Consider the following 24,391-nt stretch of genomic DNA (forward strand, 5'->3'; position numbering starts at 1 on the left):
GCCCTCCTGGCCACCTGGACCGGCGCCTGCTCGATATGCGGCCAACCCGCACCAACCCCCGACCCCCACCATAGGACCTAACAAAGCCCTACTAGACCATCGCGCTCCAGTACGGGCAGCACACGTTCGGCAGCGGCGCCGGGCCGCGACCGCCGGCGCCCTGCAGTGACGGCAGCCGCTCCGAGCGGGCCACCCCGGGCGAGCTCGCGGTCAGCCCGGCCTCACCCAACTCGCCGAATGCCAGAGCCAGTTGATAACCGTCCAGGGTGGCGGCGGCAACCCCGGGACGGCTCCGGCCGGCGTTCAGCGAAGTGATCGTCCAGCCGCGCTGCCGCCAGTGCCGCTCGACCGCGTCCACCAGTGCCGCCCGCCGGACCGCCGAGACGATGGTGAGGATGTCCCGCCCCCGGGTGACGTACCAGCGCAGGTCCGGGTCCCGCCCCGGCAGCGACAGCCGTGCGCCCGCTCTGGGCGCCGCCCCCTGCCAGACCGGCGCCGGCCGGACGGCGTCCAGGGTGTCCTGAAGCAGGGTCTCGCAGCGCTCGGCGGCTTCGAGCTGATCGACCGCCGGCGCTGGGCCGGGCCACCGGGCGGGTGGCACGACCGGCGCACCGCCTCGGCTTCCACCCGGGAATCCGACGTTCAGTTCGGCACCACCTGGCTGCACTGGTCCCCTCCGCGCTCCTCCCGGTGTTCAGGCCGGGCCGGGATTCCGTCCACTGCTTGGACGGTGGGCGTGGACGGACAGTTCCGCCTCTTACCGTTCCCACACCCTCTTCCGCACCCCTCCCGCACGCCCCTCCCGCGCCCCCCGCATCCCACCCGCAGCCGCCAGGGGTCGCGCCCCGCTCACCGGCCCGGCTCGCCGTCCTGGGTGAGTTCGCGCAGGCGCTGGACCTCGGTGGTGAGTTCGTCGATGCGCCGGTTCAGGGCCTGGATGCAGACCAGGGCGATGCCGTTGGCGTCGACGACGGGGATCACACGGGTGTTCTCGTGGTGGAAGTCGAAGGAGGCGTGCCAGTCCTGGGCCATCGGCCCGATGTGCCGCACCTGTTCGGGCTCCCACAGGTAGCGCCAGGTGCTGATGGGCAGGGCGAGGACCGTCTCCAGTACCTGATGGCCGTTGACCGCCCCGGCCGGGGCGACGGCGGCGGCGTCGGCGGTCTCGGTGTGCTCCGGGGCGGTCCGGGCCGCCTTCCCGGAGCGTCGGAACAGGCCCATGCTCAGCGGCTCCAGTCGATCGGGACGCCCATCCCACCCGAACGCCCCACCCGCCCGCGTCCGACAATCAGGACATAGGGGATCCCGCCGCCACGCTTCCCCCCATCGAGTGAAGCCCCCGCCCGGACCCGCATTCGACCGCCGCACCACCTGTCCGAACCGCCGCACCACCTGTCCGAACCGCCGCACCACCTGTCCGAACCGCCGGCCGATCCGTCGAGGGCCGATCGGTACGAAGCCCAGGGGGAGTTGGCAGGAGCAACCGGCGTTGAGCCTCAGATTTCAAGGCCGGGGTCGAATGTTAACGGCGGGTTTCCGACGGGAACTATGCTCACGGTCGGAAGCACGGGGGGTCCTTGAGGTAAACGACGGGCCTTCTGTGCGCCTATGGCGGGTCAAGTCGCTTTTCGGGAGCTCTCATTGGGTCACGGTGCGTACCGACTGGGCGACGATCGCCACTCGGAGTCGTCAGGCGAACGGCCAACCCCGAGAGATCCCCTGTCCCGCCTCACCAAGGGCATCGTGGTCATGGCGGCCCTCGGGTTCTTCGCCGCCTCGGTCGTGGCCACCGTCCGCAACCGCGACGGCTTCTCGTACCAACTGGCCGCCATCACGGTCCTTTTGGTCCTGCTCGGCTTTCAGCTCCTGCACGCCGGCCCGTGGCGCCACAGACGGCCGTGGTGGCCGTGGAGCCTTCTCGCCCACGGAGTGATCACCTACCTGCCGTTCCTGGTCTTCGACGGGGCGTGGGTCGGCATCCCCGGGTCGTTCGCCGGATCGATGCTCCTGACCGTCGCCGCACCCAGGTCCTGGATCCTCTTCACCCTGCTGGTGGCGGGCCAGTACCCGATCTACGCGGCGCTGGGCGACGACGTCGGGCAGTGCCTCAACGCGAGCGTCTCCACGGCCGCGGGCGGAATCGTCGTCTACGGCGTGGCCCGACTGGCCGACCTGACCGCGGAGTTGCGGGCGGCCCGCACCGAGCTGGCGGAGCGCGCCGTGGACCAGGAGAGGCTGCGCTTCTCCCGGGACCTGCACGACCTGCTCGGCTACAGCCTCTCCGTGGCAGCACTGAAGTGCCAGATCGCCGAGCGGACCGTCCTGGAGGACCCGCGGCGCGCCCGGGCGGAGATCTCCGAGGTGCTGTCGATGGTGAGACAGGCGATGTCCGACACCCGGTGGATCTCCAGTGGCGACCTCCAGATGTCGTTGGCGCGGGAAACCCGCTTCGCCGCCTCGGCGTTGCGGGCGGCCGGCATCAGCGTGGAGGTCGACCTGGCCCACGGCGCCCTGCCGCCCGAGCACGACGCCGTACTGGCGACGGTGACGCGGGAGGCCGTCACCAACATGCTGCGGCACAGCGTGGCCCGGCGCTGCGAGATCCGGGCCGTCAGGGGCGAACTCGGCGATGTCAGCCTGGTGGTCTCCAACGACGGCGTCCTGGCGGAGGGTGTCTCGGCGGAGCCCGGCGGCGGCCAGGGCATCGACAACCTCACGGAGCGGTTGCTCGCCGTCGGGGGACGACTGACCGCGGAGGAGGGCGAGACCGGCTGGTTCCACCTCTCGGCGGTCATCGCGGCCCCGCCGACCAGGACGACGTCCAGGGCCGGCTGACCGTGCGGTCGTGGCCGCCCGACACCCGACGCCCGACACCCGGCGGCGACGGCCACGACCGCACGGCGCCCGCTACTCCCGAAGCCCCATGGCCTCGACCGGCTCCCTGCGCAGCGCCAGCCGGGTGGTCAGCAGCACGGTGCCCAGACCCAGCAGAGCTGCCCCGCCCAGCACCGCGGCCGCCCAGGCCGCGGGTACGGACGGCCAGGCCGAGCCGGTGAGCGCGAGGCTGACGGGCACCAGGACGGCGGCGGTGACCGCGGCGCCGAGGGCGAGGGCCACGCCGACCGTGATGCCCCCCTCCCAGGCCATCATGCGCAGGATCTGACGACGGGTGGTGCCCACCAGCCGCAGCAGGGCGAACTCGCGCAACCGCTCGGTCGTGGCCATCACCAGGGTGTTGACTACGGCGATGGCGGTGAACAGGCTGATCATGCCGAGGAGCAGCCGGCCGACGGCCGTGGCCGACTCCTGCCGGCGCCTGCGGGCTTCGTCGTACGCGGCCCGGTCGCTCGTACGGGCCATGGGGTAGGCGGCGGTGAGGCTTTGGAGCTCCCGGCCGACCTGCTGGGGGTCGGCGTCGGGGGCGGAGCGGACCAGGACCGTCGGCGCGAGGGGGTCCGGTGTGTGCGCGGCGGCGAACTCGGTGGGGAGGAGGGCGTCGGCGAACCCCAGGTCGCGGTCGTAGACGGCGACCACCGTGGCGGTGCTCTCGCTGCCGTCCATCCAGCCGATCCGGAGCTTGGTGCCGACGCCGGCGCCGAGTCCGGAGGCCGAGCGCTGCCCCAGCGCGACGCCGTCCCCGCGCAGTTGGGCCAGCGAGCCCGCGGTGACCCCGGGATCGAGCAGTTCGGACAGCTCGGCGGAATCGACCACCTTGGCGCTGACTCCCCGCGAGCCGGCGGTGCCGGGCGACGCGTTGGACACCATGGTCGTGGCGGGGACGACCCCGCTGACCGCTGTGACACCGGGCAGTTGGCGGGCCGCGGCGACGAAGTCCGGGGGGAGCCCGACACCGTCGGCCTGGACCACGTGGTCGGCCCGCAGCCTTCGACCGTCCTCGGCCGCGGCGGCCTGGGCCTTGACGCCGGGGACGAACAGCACCGTGCTGGTGAAGGCCACCGCCAGCACCAGCGGGGTGACGGCGGCGGCGAAGCGGCGGGGCTGGGCACGCAGGGCCGCGGACGCGAGGAACCCCGCCACGGGGAAGAGCCTGCCCACTGGTCCACCGATCACCACACTGGCGACCCGCCCGACCACCGGTCCGAGCAGCGCCACCCCCAGGAGGAGCAGCAGGACCATGCTCTCGGCCGTGCCGGCCCCGCTCCGGCTGCCCGTGGAGGACGACAGCACCACGGCGCACACGGCGAGCGTCCCGGCCCCGAGCACCGTCCGCACCCAGCCGATCCGCGGCGCGGGCGCAGAGGACTCGCGCAGAGCCCGGGTCGGTTCGACCCGGGACGCCCGGCGCGCGGAGGCCCACACGGCGAGTTGCGCGGTGACGACGACCCCGCCGACGACGGTCAGCAGTGCGGTGGGCCCGACGTGGAGCGGGACGTCGGAGCGGACCACACCGCGGTCGACGAGTACGCCGCGGAGCAGCGAGGCGACGCCGACCCCGACCGGGCATCCGACCAGTGCGGCGCCGAGGGTCAGGACCAGCGTCTCCATCGCGATCATCCGCCGCACCTGTCCCGACGTGGCGCCCACCGCTCGCAGCAGGGCCATCTCCCGCAGGCGTTGCTGGACGGTGAGCGCGAGCGCTCCCGCCACCACGAACACCGAGATGAACAAGGACAGGATGCCGACGGTCCCGGCGAGCGAGGCCAGGCCGTCCCCGGGCCCGGGTGCGCCCGAGAACTCCCGCTCGCCCCGCTGGTCGCCGGTGCTCACCTCGGGCCCGGACCAGAGCTCCGCCCCGGTGGCCGGGAAGGCCGTGGCGAGGACCTGTTCGGCCTGCGCGGCCAGCGCCTGCGGGTCGGCCCCGTCCCGTGCCGTGATGCCGATCGCGTCCGCGCCCTTGGTGGTGCCCGCGAGCCGGGCCGCCTGGTCGGGGCTGAAGAAGAGGGCGCTCTGGCGGGCCAACTCCCGTGGGGGTGAGGCCAGTCCGGACACCGTGTAGGCGCGGGGGGCGGTGGTGGTGGCCACCCGCACGGGGTCGCCGGGCCGGAGCCCGCCGCGTGCGGCCGTCGCCTCGTCGAGGACCACCTCGTCGGGGCCGGCCGGCGGGTGACCGGAGGTCAGGTGGAAGGGGGCGAGGACGGCGCTGGTCCAGGAGTGCCCGAGGGACGCCCCGCCCTGCGGGCCGGAGAGGACCTGCCCCGATCCGGTGATCACGGCGGTGGGGAAGGAGACCTCCGGGGCGACGGTCCCGGCGCCGGGCAGTGCGGCCAGCTTTCCGATCAGCGGATCGACGTCGGCCATCCGGGTCGAGCCGCCGATCACGACCGGGGCCGCCGCATAGCGTTCGGTGGGGGTGCCCGCACGCAGGGCGGACTCCAGCAGGACGCCGCACGCGGCGGTCAGGACGAGGGCGAACGACAGTGCGGCGAAAGCACCCGCGAAGCCCGCCTTGCGGGCGCGCACCGTCTGCCAGGCCAGTAGGAGCATGCCGTTCAGCGCCTTCCCAGGTGGGTCATCCGGTCCGCGACCTGTTCGGGCGAGGGGTTGGCGAGTGCCTCGGCGAAGGAGCCGTCCGCCAGGAAGAACACCTGGTCCGCGTAGGAGGCGGCGACCGGGTCGTGCGTCACCATGATCACGGTCTGCCCCAGTCCGTCGACGACGTGCCGCAGCAGTCGCAGGACCTCCGTACCGGTGGTGCTGTCCAGGGCGCCCGTGGGCTCGTCCGCGAAGACGACCTCGGGTCGCGTGACCAGGGCCCGGGCGATCGCCACCCGCTGCTGCTGACCGCCCGACAGCTGGGTGGGCAGGTGCCGCACCCGGTCGGCGAGGCCGGTCCGGTCGAGGATCTCCCCCAGCCAGGCCCGGTCCGCCCGGCGCCGGGCCAGTCGCAACGGCAGCGTGACGTTCTGCTCGACCGTCAGGGAGGGCAGGAGGTTGAAGGACTGGAAGACGAAGCCGATCCGCTGCCGGCGCAGGACGGTCAGCTCGGTGTCGCCGAGCGCCCCCAGCTCCAGGCCGGCCAGCCGGACCTGCCCGGAGGTCGGGCGGTCGAGCCCGGCGGCGCAGTGCAGGAACGTGCTCTTCCCGGACCCCGAGGGCCCCATCACCGCGGTGAACCCGCCTCGGCGGAATTCCATCGACACCTCGCGCAGGGCGTGCACGGCCCCCGCTCCGCGCCCGTACACCTTGCTCACCCCGTCGAGCCGCACCGCCAGGTCCGGCTCCGAAGTGGAATGGGCCTGTTCCGGATCGCTGGAATCCGCAGTCCGAGAGAAAACGGGAATCCCCTCCTCGATGTGGCGCCCTGCCCTCATTTACCGCAAGCTTAGCCAAATCCACACCGCCCGCTTGGACGTCCGACGGCTTCCGGACAGCGGTCGAGCGGCGCCACCGGAGGCTCCTTCCCAGGTCAACCGGCCGCCAAGCCTGCCGGCCGCCCGCCCGGGAGGGTCCGGAAGTGGACAACCCATGGACACATCCATGCGAATCGCATGGGGCATTTCATGGAGTACCTCGTAGCCAAAAGGCCACCCGGATGCCAGGATCGTACTTGTTCGAAATAACCAAACGCGAACCTCCGGAATTCGGCGAAGATAGCTCCTGTCCGGTTTTCCGGACTTCCGATGGTTCGGCCACTCATTGCTTTGGAGTACTTCGAAGAAGTCACGGGGGTAGTGATGTCCCAGCATTACGATGTGTACTGTATGGCTGATCCGACATTCTTCGACTCGCCCACCGAGCTGAAGGAGGAGGGCCTGGATTTCGCCCTGTCCGACCGGGCGGTGCCCGAGGGCTGGAGCCGGATCCGCAACGGTGACTGGGTGATATACCGCCCCGAGGGCGGCAGGCCGCTGCCCGGGCAGGGCTGGAAGATCCACACGTCCGGCCGAGCGGAGAACGCCGACAGGATTCTCGACGAGGTCTGGGACCACTGCTTCACCGAGCGCATCGCGTTCAAGCACCTGTCCGGCCGCCACATCCTGCACACCCGGAACATGAAGTACGCGCACCGGGGCTCCAGCGGCAAGCTCGTCACCATCTACCCTCGGGACGAGGCCCAGCTGAAGGCCGTGCTGGAGGCGCTCGACCTCCGCATCGGGGGCGAGACCGGGCCCTACATCCTGAGTGACCTGCGCTGGAACGCCGGCCCGCTGTACGTGCGCTACGGCGGCTTCACCGAGCGGCACATGGTCTCCGACCAGGGCCTGCTCGTCCAGGCCATCGAGGCGCCCGACGGAACGCTGGTGCCCGACCGGCGCGACCCGGCCTTCCACGTCCCGCCGTGGGTGACGCTTCCGGACTTCCTGGCTCCCCAACTGAGGGCCCGCCAGCAGGAGTCGGTCGAGGGCCTGCCCTACCGGATCCAAAAGGTGCTGCACTTCTCGAACGGCGGCGGCCTCTACGTCGGCGAGGACGAACGGACCGGGCAGCAGATCGTGCTCAAGGAGGCCCGGGCCCACGCCGGTCTGACCAGCGACGGGGAGGACGCGGTCGCCCGGCTCCAACGCGAGCGGGACGTCCTCGAACGGCTCGCCGGACTGAGCGTCGTGCCCAGGGCCATCGACTACTTCGTGGTCGGCGACCACCATTTCCTGGTCGAGGAATTCCTGGACGGCCAGCCGCTCAACAAGTTCTTCGGCCAGCGCTACCCGTACAACAAGTCCAGGCCGGACGAGGCGGAAATCGCCGAGTACACGGACTGGGCCCTCGGGATCTGCCGCGCCATCGAGGAAGCGGTCGACGCGCTGCACGGGCGCGGAGTCGTCTTCGGTGACCTGCATCCGTTCAACGTCATGGTCCGGCCCGACGGCCGCGTCGCGCTGATCGACTACGAGGTCGCGGCCGGGGTGGAGGCCGAGTCCAAACCGGCGCTCGGCAACCCCGCCTACGCGGCGCCGCGCGACCGGACCGGGTTCGACATCGACCGGTACGCCTTGGGCTGCATCCGGCTCGCGATGTTCCTGCCCCTGACCGCCCTGCTCCGCCAGGACATCGGCAAGGCCAGGCACCTGGCGGAGGAGATCGCCGCCCGGTTCCCGGTGCCACCGGACTTCCTCGACGCCGCGGTGCGGGACATCCTCGGCCCGGCCCGTACCGACGCCACCGGCGCCGGCTCCGGGGGCGGCTCCCGCTCCCGCTCTGGCTCCGGTTCCGGTTCCAGCTCCGGGCCGGCCGCAGCGCCCTTGCCGACGCCGCGCCAGGCCGACTGGGCAGGCACCCGCGACTCGCTGGCGAGCGCCATCCTGGCAAGCGCCACCCCGGACCGTGACGACCGGCTCTTCCCCGGCGACATCGAGCAGTTCAAGACGGGCGGACTCAACCTCGCCCACGGCGCCGCCGGAGTGCTGTACGCGCTGGACGTGACCGGAGCCGGCCGTTTCCCGGAACACGAACAGTGGTTGCTGGACCGCGCCCTGCGGAGGGACCAGCGCGCCCGGTTGGGTTTCTACGACGGCCTGCACGGCGTGGCCCACGTCCTCGACCGTCTCGGTCATCGGACCGAGGCATTGAAGGTGGTCGAGCTCTGCCTCGCCGAGGCCTGGGAAGGCCTGGGGGCCGACCTCCTGAGCGGTCTCTCCGGTCTCGCGCTCAACTTCGCGCACCTCGCCGACGCCACCGGGGAGTCCTCGCTGCGCGACGCCGCCTTCCGGGCCGCCGACCTGGTGTCGGGACAGCTCGGCGGAGCGGACGACGTGCCCGTGACCAGCGGCGGACGCCATCCGCATGCGGGGCTGATGCGCGGCTCCGCCGGACCCGCCCTGATGTTCATCCGACTGTACGAACAGACCCGCGACGAGGCCTTCCTGGACCTGGCCGCCACCGCACTGAGGCAGGACCTGCGCCGCTGCCTGGTCCGCGGGGACGGCGCCCTGCACGTCAACGAGGGGTGGCGCTCGATGCCCTACCTCGCGACCGGCAGCGCGGGCCTCGCGATGGTTCTGGAGCTCTACCTGGCGCACCGCGAGGACGAGCAGTTCCGCACCGCCACCGCCGGTGTCCGGATCTCCTCGCAGTCCGAGCACTACGTCCTGTCCGGCCTCTTCAACGGCAGGGCCGGCATCCTGCAGCACCTCGCCTCGACGTCACGGCACCCGCGGCCGGCGGACGACCCCGACGTGGCCGTGCAGATCAAGGCCCTCTCCTGGCACGCCCTCTCCTACCAGGGCCACCTCGCCTACCCCGGCGAGCAGCTGCTCCGGCTGTCGATGGACCTCGCCACCGGCTCCGCGGGGGTGCTGCTCGCCCTCGGCTCGGCCCTGGGCGAAGGCCCGGTCCACCTGCCGTTCCTCGGCCGCACCGGCTCCGCCTGAACCGGCCCGGACCGCCTGAACCGGTACAGAGGTCCGGGCCGCCTGAACCGATACGGACCGCCGGCCGCAGCAGCCCTCCCGGCCGGGCGACGCCCTCCACCGGGCCGCGCGACCGCCGCCACCCCACAGACCCCCCTTCCGACCCCGGAAGGGTGCCCACAAGGGCAAGACCGCATCCACCTGAAAGGAACGACCATGGCACTGCTCGACCTGCAGACGATGGAACTCCCCGCCGAGGCGGAGGAGATGACCCCGATGGGCAGCGGCCAGAGCAACGACTGCTCGAACTCCAGCTGGCTGTTCTGCAACTGACGCCGACCGGTTCGGTTCGGTCGCAGCACCCGGCACAGCACTGACCACCGTACGACCACCCGCACGACAACCCGAAAGGAACGACCATGGCACTGCTCGACCTGCAGACGATGGAACTCCCCGCCGAGGCGGAGGAGATGACCCCGATGGGCAGCGGTCAGAGCAACGACTGCTCGAACTCCAGCTGGCTGTTCTGTAACTGACGCCGACTCACCCATTAGTCGGTGAGGCCACCCGGTCCTGGGCAAGCACCTGCCCAGGACCGGGTGGCCTGCGCCTCGCGTCCTCCGCACGGTCGACGCACGGCCGAAGATTCAGCAGTCCACCGCGACGACCTGGACGGGCAGAGCGATGACCGACTCCCTGGAAACGGGCGACCATGCCGGCCCCCGGCTCGGCCGTGCCGCTGACCGGCTGCTGCTGCGCACGGTGCGGCAGGCCGGCGGCTGGGCCGTCCTCCTGGTGCTCTCGGCGCTCGGGAGCGTGGTGGCCCAGGTGCTCCTCCCCGCCCTGGTCGGCGCCGCGGTGGACAGCGCGATGGCCGGCCGCACCGCGGACGGGCGGATCACCACCTGCTCCTTCGCGATCGCCCTGTTCATCGTCTGCGAGGTGCTGGCCGACCTCGCGGCGGGCCGGAGCTCCGCCACCGCCACGGCCTGGCTGCGCCGCGCCCAACTCGCCCATCTGCTGACCCTGGGCGGGCGGGCCACCGCCCGTTTCAGCCCCGGTGACCTCACCACCCGACTGATCGGCGGCGCCGCGGACGCGGGCGCCGCGGGGGAGGCCGCCGTGTGGGCGGCACTGTCCGCCATCCCGACGCTCACCAGCGTCGTCGCGCTCTGGCTTATCGACCCGCGGCTGGCCGCGACCTTCCTCCTCGGCATGCCCGCACTGTTCCTCTTCCTGCGGTCGTACGCCCAGGACATGTCGGCCCTGATCGCCCGCTACCAGCGGGTCCAAGGGGCCATCGCCGCGGGCTTCGTCGAGGCCTTGGGCGGAATGCGGACCATCGCCGCGGCGGGGACCGCGGACCGGGAGGCGGAACGGGTCCTGCGCCCGCTCCCCGAACTGAGCAGCCTCGGACACGGGTTCTGGCGGGCACAGACCAAGGTGGCGGCACAAAGCGCCCTTCTGGTGCCGCTGTTGGAGGTCGCCGTGCTCTCGGTCGCCGGGTTCGGCCTGGCGGCGGGCCGCGTCACGCCCGGCGAGATGCTGGCCGCCGCCCGCTACGCCGCCCTGGGCGCGGGAGTCGGCATGACCGCGATGCTCCTCGGCAGGATCGCCCGGGCCAGGGCCGCCGCCGGACGGATCGAGGAGGTCCTGGCGGAGCCCGCCATGGCGTACGGGACCAGGGAGCTGCCGGCCGGCGCCGGGCGTCTGGAACTCCGCGACGTCACCGTGCGGGTCGCGCAGGAGACACTGTTCGAAGGCGTCAACCTGACGGTGCCCGGCGGGACTTCACTCGCCCTGGTGGGCCGCTCCGGCGCGGGCAAGTCCGTACTCGCCTCCGTCGCCGGCCGGTTGACGGACCCACAGGGCGGCACGGTGCTGCTGGACGGGGTGCCGCTGCCGGATCTGTCGCACGACGGGCTCCGCGGCGCGATCGCGTACGCCTTCGAACGCCCGGCCCTGTTGGGCGGGACGGTCGGGGAGGCCATCACGCTCGGCGACGCGGCGGAGGCGGACCGGCCGCGAATCGCCCGGGCCGCCGCGGCCGCCTGCATCGACGCGTTCGTCCAGCGGCTACCGGAGGGCTACCGCACCGACGTCCGGAGGGTGCCGATGTCCGGGGGCGAGATCCAACGGATCGGCCTGGCCCGGGCGTTCGCACACCGGGGCAAGGTCCTGATCCTCGACGACGCGACCTCCAGCCTCGACACCGTCACCGAGTTCCGGATCAGTGCCGCCCTCACCACCGAGTCGGGCAGCCGTACCCGCCTGATCGTGGCCCACCGGGCCTCCACCGCTGCCCGGTGCGATCTGGTGGCGTGGCTGGACGACGGCGGCATCCGGCAGGTCGGCCCGCACAGCGAGCTCTGGGGCCTGCCCGAGTACCGGGCCGTGTTCCAACCCGAGCCGTCGCCCGGCGGGGGCGGCTCGGAACACACCCCGGAGCGTCCCCGACAGGCCAAGGTGACCGCATGAGCGGCGTGAGCGGCATAAACGGTGTGAGCGGCGTGAGCGGGCCGCCGGCCGGCCGACCCGTCCCGCTGCGGACCGAGCTGATCGCCCCGCTTCGCCGTCAGCCCCGCGTGGTCGGGCAACTGGCGCTGTGGTCGATGGTGGAGGCGGTGCCCGGGTTCGCCGCCGGCCGGCTGGTGGCGGCCTCGGTCGACTCCGGCTTCGGCGCCGGCCGGCCGATGGCCGGGATGGCCTACCTGGCACTGCTCGGGGCCGCGGTCTTCCTCGGCGCATGGGCGACCCGCCAGGTGTACCCGCGGTTGGCGGCCCTGGTGGAACCCCTCCGGGACGAGCTGGTGCGGCGGGTGGTGACCGGCGGGCTGCACGCGGTCGAAGCACTTCCGGGGCGTCCCGACACCTCGGGCGTTGCCAGGCTGACGCACCAGGTGGAAATCGTCCGCGAGGCGTACGCCGGGATCACCATGGTCGTCCGCAGGTTCGTCTTCACGGTGGGCGGCGCACTGCTGGGCATGTGCTTCCTGGAGCCCGTGGTCCTGGCCGTGGTCCTGCCGCCGCTGGTCGCCGCAGCAGGCCTGCTGGCGCTGATGCTCCGCCGGACGACCGACGGCCAGCGCGAACTGCTCCTCGCGGACGAGCACCTCGCCGCGATGGCCGGCACCGTCATCGCCGGACTGCGCGACGTGACCGCCGCCGGCGCCGAACGGTGGACGGGCGACCGGCTGGAGGCGGCCGTCCAGCGACAGGCCGACGCAGCACAGCGGATCGCCCGGCTGACGGCGAACCGGACCATGGTGCTGGCCGTCGGCGGCTGGCTACCGCTGGTCCTCCTGCTGTCCAGCGCATCCTGGCTGACCGGGCAGGGGGTGACGGCCGGGGCCCTCCTCGGCTCGGTCACCTACATCATGCAGGGACTCCAACCCGCGCTGCAGACCCTCGTCCAGGGCCTGGGCGGGAGCGGTGTCCGACTGGCCGTCACCCTGCGCCGCATCCTGGAATCCACTCCGGCCGTGCAGGCCCCGGCCGCCGGGGCCGTGGAAGGCCCCCACCAACCGGCGGACGCGCACGGCGGAACCGGCCTCGGGCGCGGCGTGGAGCTGAACCAGGTCACCTTCGCCTACGGCCCCGGTGCCGAACCGGTGGTGCGCGACCTCGACCTCGTCATCGGAGCCGGGGACCACCTGGTCGTGGTCGGCCCCAGCGGGATCGGGAAGTCGACCTTCGCCGGCCTGATCGCCGGCCTCCTCCGGCCCACGAGCGGCGAGGTGCGGTTCGACGGACGCCCGCTGCCCGACCTCGCAGCCGCACTGGTCCACCGCCGCGTCCTGATCCCGCAGGAGGCCTACGTCTTCTCCGGGACCCTGGCCGAGAACCTGACCTACCTCAACCCCGCCGCGAGCTCGGACGAGTGGGAGGAGGCCGTGGCCGCCATCGGTCTGGAACGGCTGGTCGAACGGCTCGGCGGCTACCGGACCGCCGTCTCGGCGGAGGCGCTTTCGGCCGGTGAGCGCCAGCAGATCGCCCTGGCCCGCGCCTACCTGTCGCCTGCCGAACTCGTCATCCTGGACGAGGCGACGTGCCATCTCGACCCGGTCTCGGAGGCTCGGGCAGAGGAGGCGTTCGTCCGGCGCCCGGGAACCCTGGTGATCATCGCCCACCGGATGAGTTCGGCTCTGCGGGCCCGTCGAGTCCTCGTGATGGACGGGACGGACGCCACCGTGGGAAGCCACGAGGAACTGCTGACGCGCTCAGGGCTCTACCGTGACCTGGCCGGCCACTGGCAGCGACCCGCCGGCGCCGGGGCCCTATGAGGGGCGAGGACCGGCGGACAGCCATCCCATCTCCTCGGCGATCCGAATGGCATCCACCCGGCTGCGTCCCCCCGCCTTGGTCACCGCGGCGGCCAGGTGGTTGCGGGCGGTTCCCGCCGAAATGAACAGCCGGGCGGCGATCTCCGAGACGGAGGCACCTTCCGCGGCCAGGCGCAGGGTGTCGAGCTCCCTGGGCGTCAGCGGGTTCTCACGCGCCCCCAGGGCGGCGAGGGCCAGCTCCGGGTCGATGGCGCGCTCGCCGGCCGCCACCTTCCTGATCGCCGCAGCCAGTTCCTGTGCCGGGGCGTCCTTGCCGAGGAACCCGAGCACGTGAACGGACATCGCACTGCGCAGATGCGCGGGTCTCGCCAGCCCGGTCAGGATGAGCGTCCCGCACGTCGGGAGCTTCTCGTGCAACTCGGCCGCGGCCCGGAGCCCGTCCAGACCGGGCATGTCGATGTCGAGCACCGCCACGTCCGGCCGGACCCGCAGGGCCGTCGGCACCACCAGGTCACCACGCTCGACGTCCGCGACGACCTCCAGGTCGTCCTCGTACGCGAGGAGTGCCATCAGCGCGCTGCGCACCATGGTCATGTCCTCGGCTAACAGAACCCTGATCATCTGCGTCCTCCCCTGCCAGGCAACCGCTACCCGCGCGGCTCCATGAGACAACAGGGCTGCGGGCAGCCCGTATCCGATTGATCCACCATGCGTTACCGCGCGCGACGGAAACAACAGTGCGAAACCGATCGAACTACGGCCGGCCCTCCACGAACTCGGATCCGGCACAACGGACCCGAAGTGGTCCAGACAACAGAAAGAGCCGCAGGTCAGATGACCTGCGGCTCTACTGCTGGAGCGGGCGACGAGAATCGAACTCGCGCTCTAAGCTTGGGAAGCTCATGTTCTACCATTAAACTACGCCCGCCTGATGAGCCGTCAGAGACCGCTCAATCCAGTGTCACTGTACCCCATTCGCGACGGTGGTTGCACGGCCCGCCCAGGGAGTGGTGGGGCGGGTGGGGGTGGGTGGGGGGCGTACTGTGTGGGCCGCGTACGAGTGCTCCGGCGGGTGGGTTCGGGGCGGCGAGCCACGGTGTGGAATGTCCGGAGCATCCCCTAATGTGACGCTGTCCCGGGGCGAGGTCCCGCGGGGCGCGATGAGTACGGGTGAGTACTGGGTTAGGGATGGGAAGGGGATCGATGGAGCAGCGCGCCGTCGTTCGTTGTGCCGAGGGGCACCTGTTCAGCACCACCACGTTCCCGATGCAGAACCTCGGTCCGGGCCGGCTCGGGCCCGGGCGGCTGATCCGCTGTCCGCAGTGCGGGCGGCTGAGGAGTTCGGTGCTGGCCGACGTGCGGGAGCTGTCGGCGCCGCAACTGGACCGGGCGCTGCGGCTGGAGGCCGCGGAGTTCCTGGCCTGACGGTCGACGCGAGGACGGAACGGGCCCCGGGCGGATTCGTCCGGGGCCCTGTCGTGCACGTAACCTCGAAGCGTGCTGCTCTCTGACAAGGACATCCGGACCGAAATCGACCTGGGCCGGGTCGTCGTCGACCCGTTCGACCCGGCGATGATCCAGCCGTCGAGCATCGACGTGCGCCTCGACCGCTTCTTCCGCGTGTTCGAGAACCACCGCTACCCGCACATCGACCCCTCCGAGGAGCAGCCGGACCTGACCCGGCTGGTGGAGCCCGAGGGCGACGACGCGTTCATCCTGCACCCGGGCGAGTTCGTGCTGGCCTCGACGTACGAGGTCATCTCGCTGCCCGACGACGTGGCGTCCCGGCTGGAGGGCAAGTCGAGCCTGGGCCGGCTGGGCCTGCTGACGCACTCGACGGCCGGCTTCATCGACCCCGGTTTCAACGGTCACGTGACGCTGGAACTGTCGAACGTCGCGACGCTGCCGATCAAGCTGTACCCGGGGATGAAGATCGGGCAGCTCTGCCTGTTCCGGCTCTCCTCGCCGTCGGAGCACCCGTACGGCTCGGAGCGGTACGGCTCGCGCTACCAGGGCCAGCGCGGCCCGACGCCGTCCCGTTCGTTCATGAACTTCCACCGCACCGACGTCTGATCCGGGCGGAGCGCACGCAGCACGGGCGGCCGCCCCTCGCCGATGACGGACGAGGGGCGGCCGCCCGTCGCGTTTCCCGCGTGCTCAGGCCCGCTTGGGGCGGGTGACGGCGACCAGTTCGGTGCCGTCCTCGGAGAGCCGCAGTTCGGTGCGGAGTTCGGCGAGTTCGCCGAGGTGGTGCAGGTGGGTGCCGCCGCAGAAGATCTGCGCGCCGCCCTCGGGCAGCTCGCAGTGCCACTGGCGGCGGGCGGTGAGCTCGGGGCCGGGGACCTCGATGCGGACCGGGGCGTCGGCGGCGACCCAGGCGGCGAGCCGGGCGTTGACGGCCTCGGTGAGGGCGGGCAGGGCGTCGGCGAGCGCGGGAAGCTCGTCGGTGGCGTCCGCCGTGAAGCCCTTCTTCTTCAGCGACTTGCCGAGCCGGTAGGTGTCGGTGCTGGCCTCGGTGTCCATCACCGAGGTGGCCATCGCGAGGCTGTCGAAGTCGGGGTGGCCGAGGGCGTCGGAGCGGCCCGGGTCCTTGCGCCAGCGCGGCGCGAGGGCCTCGTTGAGGGCGAGGGCGAGCAGGTGGCAGCCGCTGTGCGAGGCGCTGAGGGCGGCCCGGCGGTCGGCGTCGACGGCGAGGACGGCGGTGCGCCCGACGAGGTCGCCGGGGTCGGTGTCGACGACGTGCAGGACCAGCCAGGACCATTCCTCGTCGCCGCGCCGGACCGGGATGTCGGCGCCGACCAGCGGAGTTCCGCCGTCCGGGCCGACGGCGCCGGTGAGGCAGTCGACGACGGCCAGCTCGGTGCCGTCGACGGTGAGGGTGCCGAGGTCGGCGGGCTGGTCGGGCCAGGTGTGGTCGAGCGGGTGGAACGGGGTGGCCCCGGTCACGACGGCGTGCCGGCCGTCCCCCAGCGGGTGCACCGCGATCACCGTCGACTCGCCGGTCACCGCCCCGGCCGGGAAGCTGACGTGCGTGGTGGGGAGGGTCATTCCTGGCTCCGGTGACGTGGAACGGGTGAGGGAGTGAGGGGTGAGGGGGTGAAGAGGGTGGACGGGCCCCGGCCTGACCGGGATCCGTCCACCATTGTGCCCTCCGGCCGTCAGCCCAGGGTCGGCAGCTTGATCAGCACCAGCAGCGCGAGCAGTTGCACCGCCGAGGCGGCGGCCGCCTTGCCCCAGGGCAGGTCGTGCACCCGCCGGACCATGCTGGTCAGCAGGTACGCGCAGAACGCCCAGGTGGCCCAGCCGGCGACCTGGACGACCGCGCTGCCCGAGGGCAGCACCAGGTCGAGCAGCAGCCGGGGCGCGTCCGTCAGCCAGCCGATCAGCGCGGCCAGGCCGACCGTCGACTTCCACGGGCCGTCCCCGCCGAGCTGGCGGGCCAGCGCGTAGGTGACGCCGCCGAAGAGCGCTCCGGCCACGGCGAAGCCGATCGCGGCGGCGGCGATGCCGGTCAGCGCGACGGTGAAGGTCGAGTCGACGATGTCGTCGTGGGTCAGGCCGATGCCGAGCACCGCGAGCGCGCCGTACAGCATCGAGACGGTGAGGGCGGGCAGCCAGACCTGGTGGTCGCGGGCGCGGTCGAAGGTCGCGGTGGGGGCGCGGAAGATGCCGATGAGCAGTTCGCGCCAGTGCGGGCGGGGCCCGGCGACGTGCGGGGCGGACTGGCCGCCGGCCCGGTAGACGGTGACGTTGTCCTGGCCGTACGGCGGCTGCTGCTGCGGCCCGTAACCGTCCTGGCCGTAGCCGTCGCCCTGCGGGTGTCCGCCCTGGTCGTAGCCCTCGGCGCCGTACCCCGCCTGCGGGTACCCGGGGTGTCCGCCGTACTGGCCCTGGTCGTAGTACCCGTGGTGGGGCGGCTCCTGCGCGTACGGGTCGCCGGTCGGGAAGGCCCGGGTGCCGCCGGGCCGGTCGGCGGCGTACGGGTCGTAGCCGCCCTGCGGGCCCGGGGCGCCGGGGCCTCCGGGCGTGCCGTCGGGGCCGTCGGCCACGCCCCGGTGCGGGGCCGTGAAGTACTCCGGCCCGTCCGTCTGCCCGTGCCCCCCGGGCCCCGCCGGCGGCGGAGGGGGCGCCCACCCGCCGTGGGGGTCGGCGCCCTGCCCGCTGTCGTATCGATTACCAGCCACGCTCTGACGGTACCCGTCCGGCCCAATCCGCGTGGGGCCTGGACGGAGCCGGGGCCGGTTTGCAGCGAGCCTGAGACGAACCCGGCCGAAATCCTGCCGCCGACGGCGCCAGCGGCCCGGCCCGGCCCGGGTCCTACCGCTGCGCGCTGACCGAGGGCCCGTGCACCGCGGCGGCCGCGGCGGTGCCGGCCGGGCAGCCGCCCGGGCCGGCCGAGGTGCGGACCGCGCCGACCGGCAGCAGGGTGCCGCAGGCGATCCGGATGCCGTTCGGCAGCTCGTTGTCGGATTCGACGATCGCGCCGTCGCCGATCACCGCGCCGTCCAGCGCCGAGCGGGCGCCGACGGTGGCGAAGGCGCCCACGATGGAGTCCTTGACCAGGGTTTCCGGGCCGACCACCGCGCCCGGCAGGATCACGCTGCCCTCGACGATCGCGCCGGCCTCGACCACCGCGTTCGCGGAGACCACGGTGCCGCCGCTGAGCACCGCGCCGGGGTGGACGGTGGCGCCGGGCAGCAGCAGGGCGTCGCCGGTCGGGCCGGGGACGGCCGGGGAGTCGACCTTGCCGAGCACCAGGTCGGCCGATCCGCGGACGAACGCGGCCGGGGTGCCGAGGTCGAGCCAGTACGAGGTGTCGACGACGCCGCGCAGCAGCGCGCCGGTGGCCAGCAGCTCGGGGAAGGTCTCGCGTTCGACGGACACCTCGCGGCCGGCCGGGATGCGGTCGATGACGGACCGGGTGAAGACGTAGCAGCCGGCGTTGATCTGGTCGGTGACGATCTGCTCGGGCGTCTCCGGCTTCTCCAGGAACTCCAGCACCCGCCCGTTCGCGTCGGTCGGGACGAGGCCGAAGGCGCGCGGGTCCTCGACCCGGGTGAGGTGCAGGGTGACGTCGGCCCCGGCGGCCACGTGGCCGTCGCGCAGGGCGGCGATGTCGACGCCGGAGAGGATGTCGCCGTTGAAGACCAGCACGGGCTCGTCGGGGCCGCAGGTCAGCCCGGACGCCGCGTTGCGGATCGCGCCGCCGGTGCCCAGCGGCTCGCGTTCGGTCAGGTAGACCAGCTCGATGCCGTACGGGGTGCCGTCCTGGAAGTGGTCCTCGAAGACCTCGGCCAGGTACGAGGTGGCCAGCACGACGCGGGTGACGCCGGCGGCGGCCGCGCGGGCCAGCTGGTGGGCGATGAAGGGGACGCCCGCCACCGGCAGCATGGGCTTGGGGGTGTGGGTGGTCAGCGGACGCAGTCGCGTGCCCTTACCACCGACCAGCATGATCGCCTCGGTCATGGTCTGCGCTGTTCCCCTTGTGCTCTGCGGCCCCGGCCCGGCGGGCCGATACCTCCGTCGGTGGTCTGGACCCGTCCGGCCGTCCGGAACGGGTCGACCGGCGCGAGGCCGGTCTGCCGCCTACTGTATTTCCTCCCAACGGGCGGACACTCAGGCGGCCGTGCGATTGGCACCACTCCCCTACGGGTCCCGCCCCGGATCCACCCCCGGTCCGGCCCGTCCCGGCCCCCCAAAAGCCCGGCCCGGCGGGCGCTCTCGCGGTGACCACCGGGCCGGGCAGTTGTAGCAGAACTGTCGAACAGAGGACGCTACGCGTCCACCGTCGCAGGCTCCTCGGCGCCGGCCGGCGGGGTCGCCTTCACCGAGTCGAGCAGCAGCTGGGCGACGTCGACCACCTTCAGGTGCTCCTTGGCGGCGCCCTCGTTCTTCTTGCCGTTGACCGAGTCGGAGAGCATCACCAGGCAGAACGGGCAGGCGGTGGAGACGATGTCCGGGTTGAGGGACAGCGCCTCGTCCACGCGCTCGGTGTTGATCCGCTTGCCGATGCGCTCCTCCATCCACATCCGGGCACCGCCGGCGCCGCAGCAGAAGCCGCGCTCCTTGTGCCGGTGCATCTCCTGCTGGCGCAGACCGGGGACCTTGTCCATGATCTCGCGCGGCGGGCTGTAGACCTTGTTGTGGCGGCCCAGGTAGCAGGGGTCGTGGTAGGTGATCAGGCCCTCGACCGGGTTGACCGGGACGAGCTTGCCCTCGTCGATCAGGTGCTGCAGCAGCTGGGTGTGGTGGATGACCTCGAAGTGGCCGCCCAGCTGCGGGTACTCGTTGGCGATGGTGTTGAAGCAGTGCGGGCAGGTGGCGACGATCCGCTTGACCGGCGCGTCCTCCAGGGCCGCGTTCAGCGTCTCGACGTTCTGCGCGCCGAGCATCTGGAAGAGGAACTCGTTGCCCAGCCGGCGGGCGGAGTCACCGGTGCAGGACTCCTCCTTGCCGAGGATGGCGAACTTCACGCCCGCGGTGTGCAGCAGTTCGGCGAAGGCCTTGGTGGTCTTCTTGGCGCGGTCCTCCAGGGCGCCGGCGCAGCCGACCCAGTAGAGGTACTCGACCTCGGCGGGGTCGATGTCCTCGCCGATCACCGGCACCTCGATGCCGGTCTCCTTCTTGAGCTCCTTGACCCAGTCCAGGCGGGCCTTGGTGGCCATGCCCCACGGGTTGCCCTTGTTCTCCAGGTTCTTGAGCATCGTCCCGGCCTCGGTCGGGAACGAGGACTCGATCATCACCTGGTAGCGGCGCATGTCGACGATGTGGTCGATGTGCTCGATGTCCACCGGGCACTGCTCGACGCAGGCGCCGCAGGTGGTGCAGGACCACAGGACGTCCGGGTCGATGACGCCGTTCTCCTCCGCGGTGCCGATCAGCGGGCGCTCGGCCTCGGCCAGGGCGGCCGCCGGGACGTCCTTGAGCTGCTCGGCGGTGGCCTTCTCCTCGCCCTCCATGTCCTTGCCGCCACCGGCCAGCAGGTAGGGCGCCTTGCCGAAGGCGTGCTCGCGCAGGCTCATGATCAGCAGCTTCGGCGAGAGCGGCTTGCCGGTGTTCCAGGCCGGGCACTGCGACTGGCAGCGGCCGCACTCGGTGCAGGTGGAGAAGTCGAGGATGCCCTTCCAGGAGAAGTGCTCGACCTGGGAGACGCCGAAGACGGCGTCCTCGGCCGGGTCCTCGAAGTCGATCGGCCGGCCGCCGCTGGTCATCGGGCGCAGGGCGCCGAGCGCAGTGCCGCCGTCCTCCTCGCGCTTGAAGTAGATGTTGAAGAAGCCGAGGAAGCGGTGCCAGGCCACGCCCATCGAGGGGTTGATGCCGATGGTGGTCGCCCACGCGAACGAGATGCAGATCTTCAGCATCGCGAAGAGGTAGATCAGGTTCTCCAGCGTGCCGTGCGACAGGCCGCTGAGGGCGGAGACCAGCGGGTACGACACCAGGTGCTCGGGCCCGTACGAGTCGACGCCGTTGAGGGCGCCCTCCAGGGCGCGCAGCATCAGGATGCACAGGCCGATGCCGAGGATCGTGTACTCGACGTAGAAGGCCTGCCAGGCGATCGAGCCGGCGAAGCGGGACTTGCGGCCGGACCGGGACGGCAGGCTGAGCAGCCGGATCACGATCAGCGTCGCGATGCCCAGCGTGGTGAGGGTGCCGACGAGCTCGACGAAGAGCTGCCAGAGCATCCAGTGGCCGATGATCGGCAGCGCGAACTCGGCGTCGAAGAGCTGGCCGAAGGCGTTGACGATGGTCAGCACCAGGCTGAAGAAGCCGACGGCGACGAACCAGTGGGCGATGCCCACGATCCCCCAGCGGTTCATCCGGGTGTGGCCGATGAACTCGACCGCGACGGTCTTCACCCGCTGGGCGGGCCGGCCGAAGCGGGTGGGGTCCGGCTGGCCGGTCCGCACCACTTTGTAGATGTACAGCGCCGCACGGGCGGCGAGCGCGGTGCCGATCACGAATGTGACCAGCGAGATGACGATCGCTGCTAGCTGCATCGGCTCTCCGTCTCCTGCGGCTTGCTGTTGAGCGGTCTTTGAACGGTCTTGCGTGGAACGAATTGTACTCGTCGGTAACTTGCCGGGCCGACGGCCCGGACATTACCGCCCGCCACCAGTCCTCCAGAAGGTTCCCAAGCTATGGCGGCAGTCACGTGGCACCACACGCGCCACGGCCAGGACCACGGCCACGACCGAGGTCACGGGCAGTCGCCGCGGCCACGGGAAGCGGACCGCTCAGCAAAGTTGAGCGGCAGTGACTCATCCCTGTTGACGGCACCCACCCGGTCGTGCATCCTTGAGCCTGTAAAGCTCAACTCTTCCGTGGAGGTATTTACGATGGCACGCGCGGTCGGCATCGACCTCGGTACGACGAACTCGGTCGTCAGCGTTCTGGAGGGTGGCGAGCCCACCGTCATCACGAACGCCGAGGGCGCGCGGACCACGCCGTCCGTCGTCGCTTTCGCGAAGAACGGCGAGGTCCTGGTCGGCGAGGTGGCCAAGCGTCAGGCGGTCACCAACGTCGACCGCACCATCCGCTCGGTCAAGCGCCACATGGGCACCGGGTGGAAGATCAACCTGGACGGCAAGGACTTCAACCCGCAGCAGATCAGCGCCTTCGTGCTGCAGAAGCTGAAGCGGGACGCCGAGGCCTACCTGGGTGAGACCGTCACCGACGCCGTCATCACCGTCCCGGCGTACTTCTCCGACTCCGAGCGCCAGGCCACCAAGGAGGCCGGTGAGATCGCGGGCCTCAACGTCCTGCGCATCGTCAACGAGCCGACCGCGGCCGCCCTGGCCTACGGCCTCGACAAGGACGACCAGACCATTCTGGTCTTCGACCTCGGCGGCGGCACCTTCGACGTCTCCCTGCTGGAGATCGGCGACGGGGTCGTCGAGGTGAAGGCCACCAACGGTGACAACCACCTCGGTGGTGACGACTGGGACCAGAAGGTCGTCGACCACCTGGTCAAGGTCTTCCAGGCCGGCCACGGCGTCGACCTGTCCAAGGACAAGATGGCCCTGCAGCGTCTGCGCGAGGCCGCCGAGAAGGCCAAGATCGAGCTGTCCTCGTCCTCCGAGACCTCGATCAACCTGCCCTACATCACGGCCTCCGCCGAGGGCCCGCTGCACCTGGACGAGAAGCTCACCCGCGCCCAGTTCCAGCAGCTCACCTCCGACCTGCTGGAGCGCTGCAAGGTCCCGTTCCACAACGTGATCAAGGACGCCGGCATCTCGCTCTCCGAGATCGACCACGTCGTCCTGGTCGGCGGCTCGACCCGCATGCCCGCCGTCGCCGAGCTCGTCCGCGAGCTGACCGGCGGCAAGGACGCCAACAAGGGCGTCAACCCGGACGAGGTCGTCGCCATCGGCGCCGCGCTCCAGGCCGGTGTCCTCAAGGGCGAGGTCAAGGACGTCCTGCTGCTCGACGTCACCCCGCTGTCCCTCGGCATCGAGACCAAGGGCGGCATCATGACCAAGCTGATCGAGCGCAACACCACGATCCCGACCAAGCGCTCCGAGATCTTCACCACGGCCGAGGACAACCAGCCGTCCGTGCAGATCCAGGTCTACCAGGGCGAGCGCGAGATCGCGGCGTACAACAAGAAGCTGGGCATGTTCGAGCTGACCGGCCTGCCGCCGGCGCCGCGCGGCCTGCCGCAGATCGAGGTCACCTTCGACATCGACGCCAACGGCATCATGCACGTCGGCGCGAAGGACCTCGGCACCGGCAAGGAGCAGAAGATGACCGTCACCGGCGGCTCCGCGCTGCCGAAGGACGACATCGAGCGCATGATGCGCGAGGCCGAGCAGTACGCGGAGGAGGACCACAAGCGCCGCGAGTCCGTCGAGACCCGCAACTCCGCCGAGCAGCTCGTCTACTCGACCGAGAAGTTCATCGCGGACAACACCGACAAGCTCCCCGCCGACGTCAAGGCCGAGGTCGAGACCGCCATCGGCGAGCTCAAGGAGGCCCTGAAGGGCGAGGACATCGCGAAGATCCGCGAAGCCTCGGAGAAGGTCTCCACCACCGCGCAGAAGCTCGGCCAGGCGCTGTACGCCAACGCCGACGCCGCCGCCCCGGCCGGCGAGTCCGCCCAGGCCAAGGACGACGACGTCGTCGACGCCGAGATCGTGGACGACGAGAAGCCCAAGGGCGGTGCGGCATGACGGACAAGCCGCAGGGCGGCAAGCCCGGCGACGACTCCGCCGCCGACGAGGCTGTGATCAAGGCCGCCGAGGAGGCCGCCGCAGCCGGCGCCGCCGACTCCGGCTCCGGTGCTGGCTCCGACGAACTCGCCACTGCCAAGCGGGAGTCGGCCGAGCGCACCGCCGACCTGCAGCGTCTGCAGGCCGAGTACCAGAACTACCGCAAGCGGGTCGAGCGCGACCGGCTGACGGTCCGCGAGATCGCGGTCTCCAACATCCTGGAGTCCCTGATCCCGGTGCTCGACGACATCGGCCGCGCCCGCGAGCACGGCGAGGTCACCGGCGGCTTCAAGTCCGTCGCCGAGTCCCTGGAGACGGTCGTCGCCAAGCTGGGCCTCCAGCAGTTCGGCAAGGAGGGCGAGCCCTTCGACCCGACCATGCACGAGGCGCTGATGCACAGCTACTCCTCGGACGTCACCGAGGACACCTGCGTGCAGATCCTCCAGCCCGGCTACCGCATCGGCGAGCGGATCATCCGCCCCGCCATGGTCGCCGTCGCGGAGCCCCAGCCGGGCACCCAGACCACGGCCGCGCCCGACGGCGAGGCGAAGTCCGGGGACGCGGACAAGTCCGACGGTGGTTCGGACAGCTGACAACCTGTGACAGCTGACAACCAGTGCGCTGCGGAGTCGTACGCCGGCCAGAACGGCGG

At 71.7% G+C, this 24,391-nt stretch carries 18 protein-coding genes, 1 tRNA gene and 1 pseudogene; 10 read left to right on the top strand and 10 right to left on the bottom strand.

Annotation, left to right across the window (positions count from 1 at the left end; genetic code table 11):
• Positions 1-91 precede the first annotated feature (91 nt).
• On the bottom strand, positions 92-601 hold the full coding sequence (locus ACFWPT_RS20405) for a hypothetical protein (RefSeq protein WP_380369927.1): 510 nt from the start codon (positions 599-601) through the stop codon (positions 92-94).
• A 248-nt stretch (positions 602-849) separates the two neighbouring features.
• Complete coding sequence (locus ACFWPT_RS20410) at positions 850-1,221, bottom strand: tail fiber domain-containing protein (protein ID WP_380483216.1); 372 nt, start codon at positions 1,219-1,221, stop codon at positions 850-852.
• A 528-nt stretch (positions 1,222-1,749) separates the two neighbouring features.
• On the opposite strand from ACFWPT_RS20410, the gene ACFWPT_RS20415 reads away from it, so the two are divergent.
• The gene (locus ACFWPT_RS20415; protein WP_380483218.1) at positions 1,750-2,835 is read left to right on the top strand and encodes a sensor histidine kinase; all 1,086 of its coding nucleotides are present in this window, start codon (positions 1,750-1,752) and stop codon (positions 2,833-2,835) included.
• A 72-nt stretch (positions 2,836-2,907) separates the two neighbouring features.
• On the opposite strand, the gene ACFWPT_RS20420 is transcribed toward ACFWPT_RS20415, so the two are convergent.
• Complete coding sequence (locus tag ACFWPT_RS20420) at positions 2,908-5,445, bottom strand: ABC transporter permease (protein WP_380483220.1); 2,538 nt, start codon at positions 5,443-5,445, stop codon at positions 2,908-2,910.
• 5 nt (positions 5,446-5,450) lie between these two features.
• The gene (locus ACFWPT_RS20425; protein ID WP_079135747.1) at positions 5,451-6,272 is read right to left on the bottom strand and encodes an ABC transporter ATP-binding protein; all 822 of its coding nucleotides are present in this window, start codon (positions 6,270-6,272) and stop codon (positions 5,451-5,453) included.
• A 390-nt stretch (positions 6,273-6,662) separates the two neighbouring features.
• Here ACFWPT_RS20425 and lanKC point away from each other — a divergent pair, with 390 nt between their 5' ends.
• From lanKC to ACFWPT_RS20450, 5 genes are all read left to right on the top strand, one after another.
• Positions 6,663-9,269: a class III lanthionine synthetase LanKC gene (gene lanKC / locus ACFWPT_RS20430; RefSeq protein WP_380483222.1), complete on the top strand. Its 2,607-nt coding sequence runs from the start codon at positions 6,663-6,665 to the stop codon at positions 9,267-9,269.
• Between the two features lie 195 nt (positions 9,270-9,464).
• Positions 9,465-9,581: a SapB/AmfS family lanthipeptide gene (locus ACFWPT_RS20435; protein ID WP_363368353.1), complete on the top strand. Its 117-nt coding sequence runs from the start codon at positions 9,465-9,467 to the stop codon at positions 9,579-9,581.
• Positions 9,582-9,667: 86 nt separating this feature from the next.
• A complete protein-coding gene (locus ACFWPT_RS20440; RefSeq protein ID WP_363368353.1) occupies positions 9,668-9,784 on the top strand; it encodes a SapB/AmfS family lanthipeptide in 117 nt (38 codons plus the stop codon).
• 148 nt (positions 9,785-9,932) lie between these two features.
• Entirely contained in the window at positions 9,933-11,726 is a 1,794-nt protein-coding gene (locus ACFWPT_RS20445; protein WP_380483225.1) for an ABC transporter ATP-binding protein, read from the top strand.
• Positions 11,727-11,758: 32 nt separating this feature from the next.
• Entirely contained in the window at positions 11,759-13,531 is a 1,773-nt protein-coding gene (locus ACFWPT_RS20450) for an ABC transporter ATP-binding protein (RefSeq protein ID WP_380483227.1), read from the top strand.
• On the opposite strand, the gene ACFWPT_RS20455 is transcribed toward ACFWPT_RS20450, so the two are convergent.
• Positions 13,526-14,152: a response regulator transcription factor gene (locus ACFWPT_RS20455; RefSeq protein ID WP_363368347.1), complete on the bottom strand. Its 627-nt coding sequence runs from the start codon at positions 14,150-14,152 to the stop codon at positions 13,526-13,528. The genes ACFWPT_RS20450 and ACFWPT_RS20455 overlap by 6 nt on opposite strands.
• A 233-nt stretch (positions 14,153-14,385) precedes the next feature.
• A tRNA-Gly gene (locus ACFWPT_RS20460) sits at positions 14,386-14,459 on the bottom strand.
• A 275-nt stretch (positions 14,460-14,734) separates the two neighbouring features.
• Here ACFWPT_RS20460 and ACFWPT_RS20465 point away from each other — a divergent pair.
• Together ACFWPT_RS20465 and dcd are read left to right on the top strand one after the other, a co-directional pair.
• Positions 14,735-14,956 (top strand): hypothetical protein, encoded by a 222-nt coding sequence (locus ACFWPT_RS20465; RefSeq protein ID WP_079135746.1) that lies wholly within the window; start codon positions 14,735-14,737, stop codon positions 14,954-14,956.
• Positions 14,957-15,028: 72 nt separating this feature from the next.
• Positions 15,029-15,604, top strand: coding sequence for a dCTP deaminase (gene dcd, locus ACFWPT_RS20470; protein WP_063348548.1), 576 nt, complete (start codon positions 15,029-15,031; stop codon positions 15,602-15,604).
• 84 nt (positions 15,605-15,688) lie between these two features.
• On the opposite strand, the gene ACFWPT_RS20475 is transcribed toward dcd, so the two are convergent.
• The 4 genes and pseudogenes from ACFWPT_RS20475 to ACFWPT_RS20490 all read right to left on the bottom strand — a co-directional run bounded on the left by ACFWPT_RS20475 (position 15,689) and on the right by ACFWPT_RS20490 (position 21,528).
• Positions 15,689-16,579: a metal-dependent hydrolase gene (locus ACFWPT_RS20475; protein ID WP_380369856.1), complete on the bottom strand. Its 891-nt coding sequence runs from the start codon at positions 16,577-16,579 to the stop codon at positions 15,689-15,691.
• Positions 16,580-16,689: 110 nt separating this feature from the next.
• Entirely contained in the window at positions 16,690-17,715 is a 1,026-nt protein-coding gene (locus ACFWPT_RS20480) for a Yip1 family protein (protein ID WP_380483229.1), read from the bottom strand.
• Positions 17,716-17,923: 208 nt separating this feature from the next.
• Positions 17,924-18,997 (bottom strand): annotated as a pseudogene (locus ACFWPT_RS20485) (sugar phosphate nucleotidyltransferase); the annotation flags it as partial.
• 308 nt (positions 18,998-19,305) lie between these two features.
• The gene (locus ACFWPT_RS20490) at positions 19,306-21,528 is read right to left on the bottom strand and encodes a (Fe-S)-binding protein (RefSeq protein WP_063348544.1); all 2,223 of its coding nucleotides are present in this window, start codon (positions 21,526-21,528) and stop codon (positions 19,306-19,308) included.
• A gap of 339 nt (positions 21,529-21,867) precedes the next feature.
• Here ACFWPT_RS20490 and dnaK point away from each other — a divergent pair, with 339 nt between their 5' ends.
• Positions 21,868-23,700 carry a molecular chaperone DnaK gene (gene dnaK / locus ACFWPT_RS20495; RefSeq protein ID WP_063348543.1) on the top strand — a complete coding sequence of 611 codons (1,833 nt, stop codon included), beginning with the start codon at positions 21,868-21,870 and terminating at the stop codon, positions 23,698-23,700.
• Complete coding sequence (gene grpE / locus ACFWPT_RS20500) at positions 23,697-24,332, top strand: nucleotide exchange factor GrpE (protein ID WP_063348542.1); 636 nt, start codon at positions 23,697-23,699, stop codon at positions 24,330-24,332. The genes dnaK and grpE overlap by 4 nt, the downstream gene beginning before the upstream one ends.
• Positions 24,333-24,391 lie beyond the last annotated feature (59 nt).

Source organism: Kitasatospora sp. NPDC058478 (genome assembly GCF_042720345.1).
Taxonomy (GTDB): domain Bacteria; phylum Actinomycetota; class Actinomycetes; order Streptomycetales; family Streptomycetaceae; genus Kitasatospora.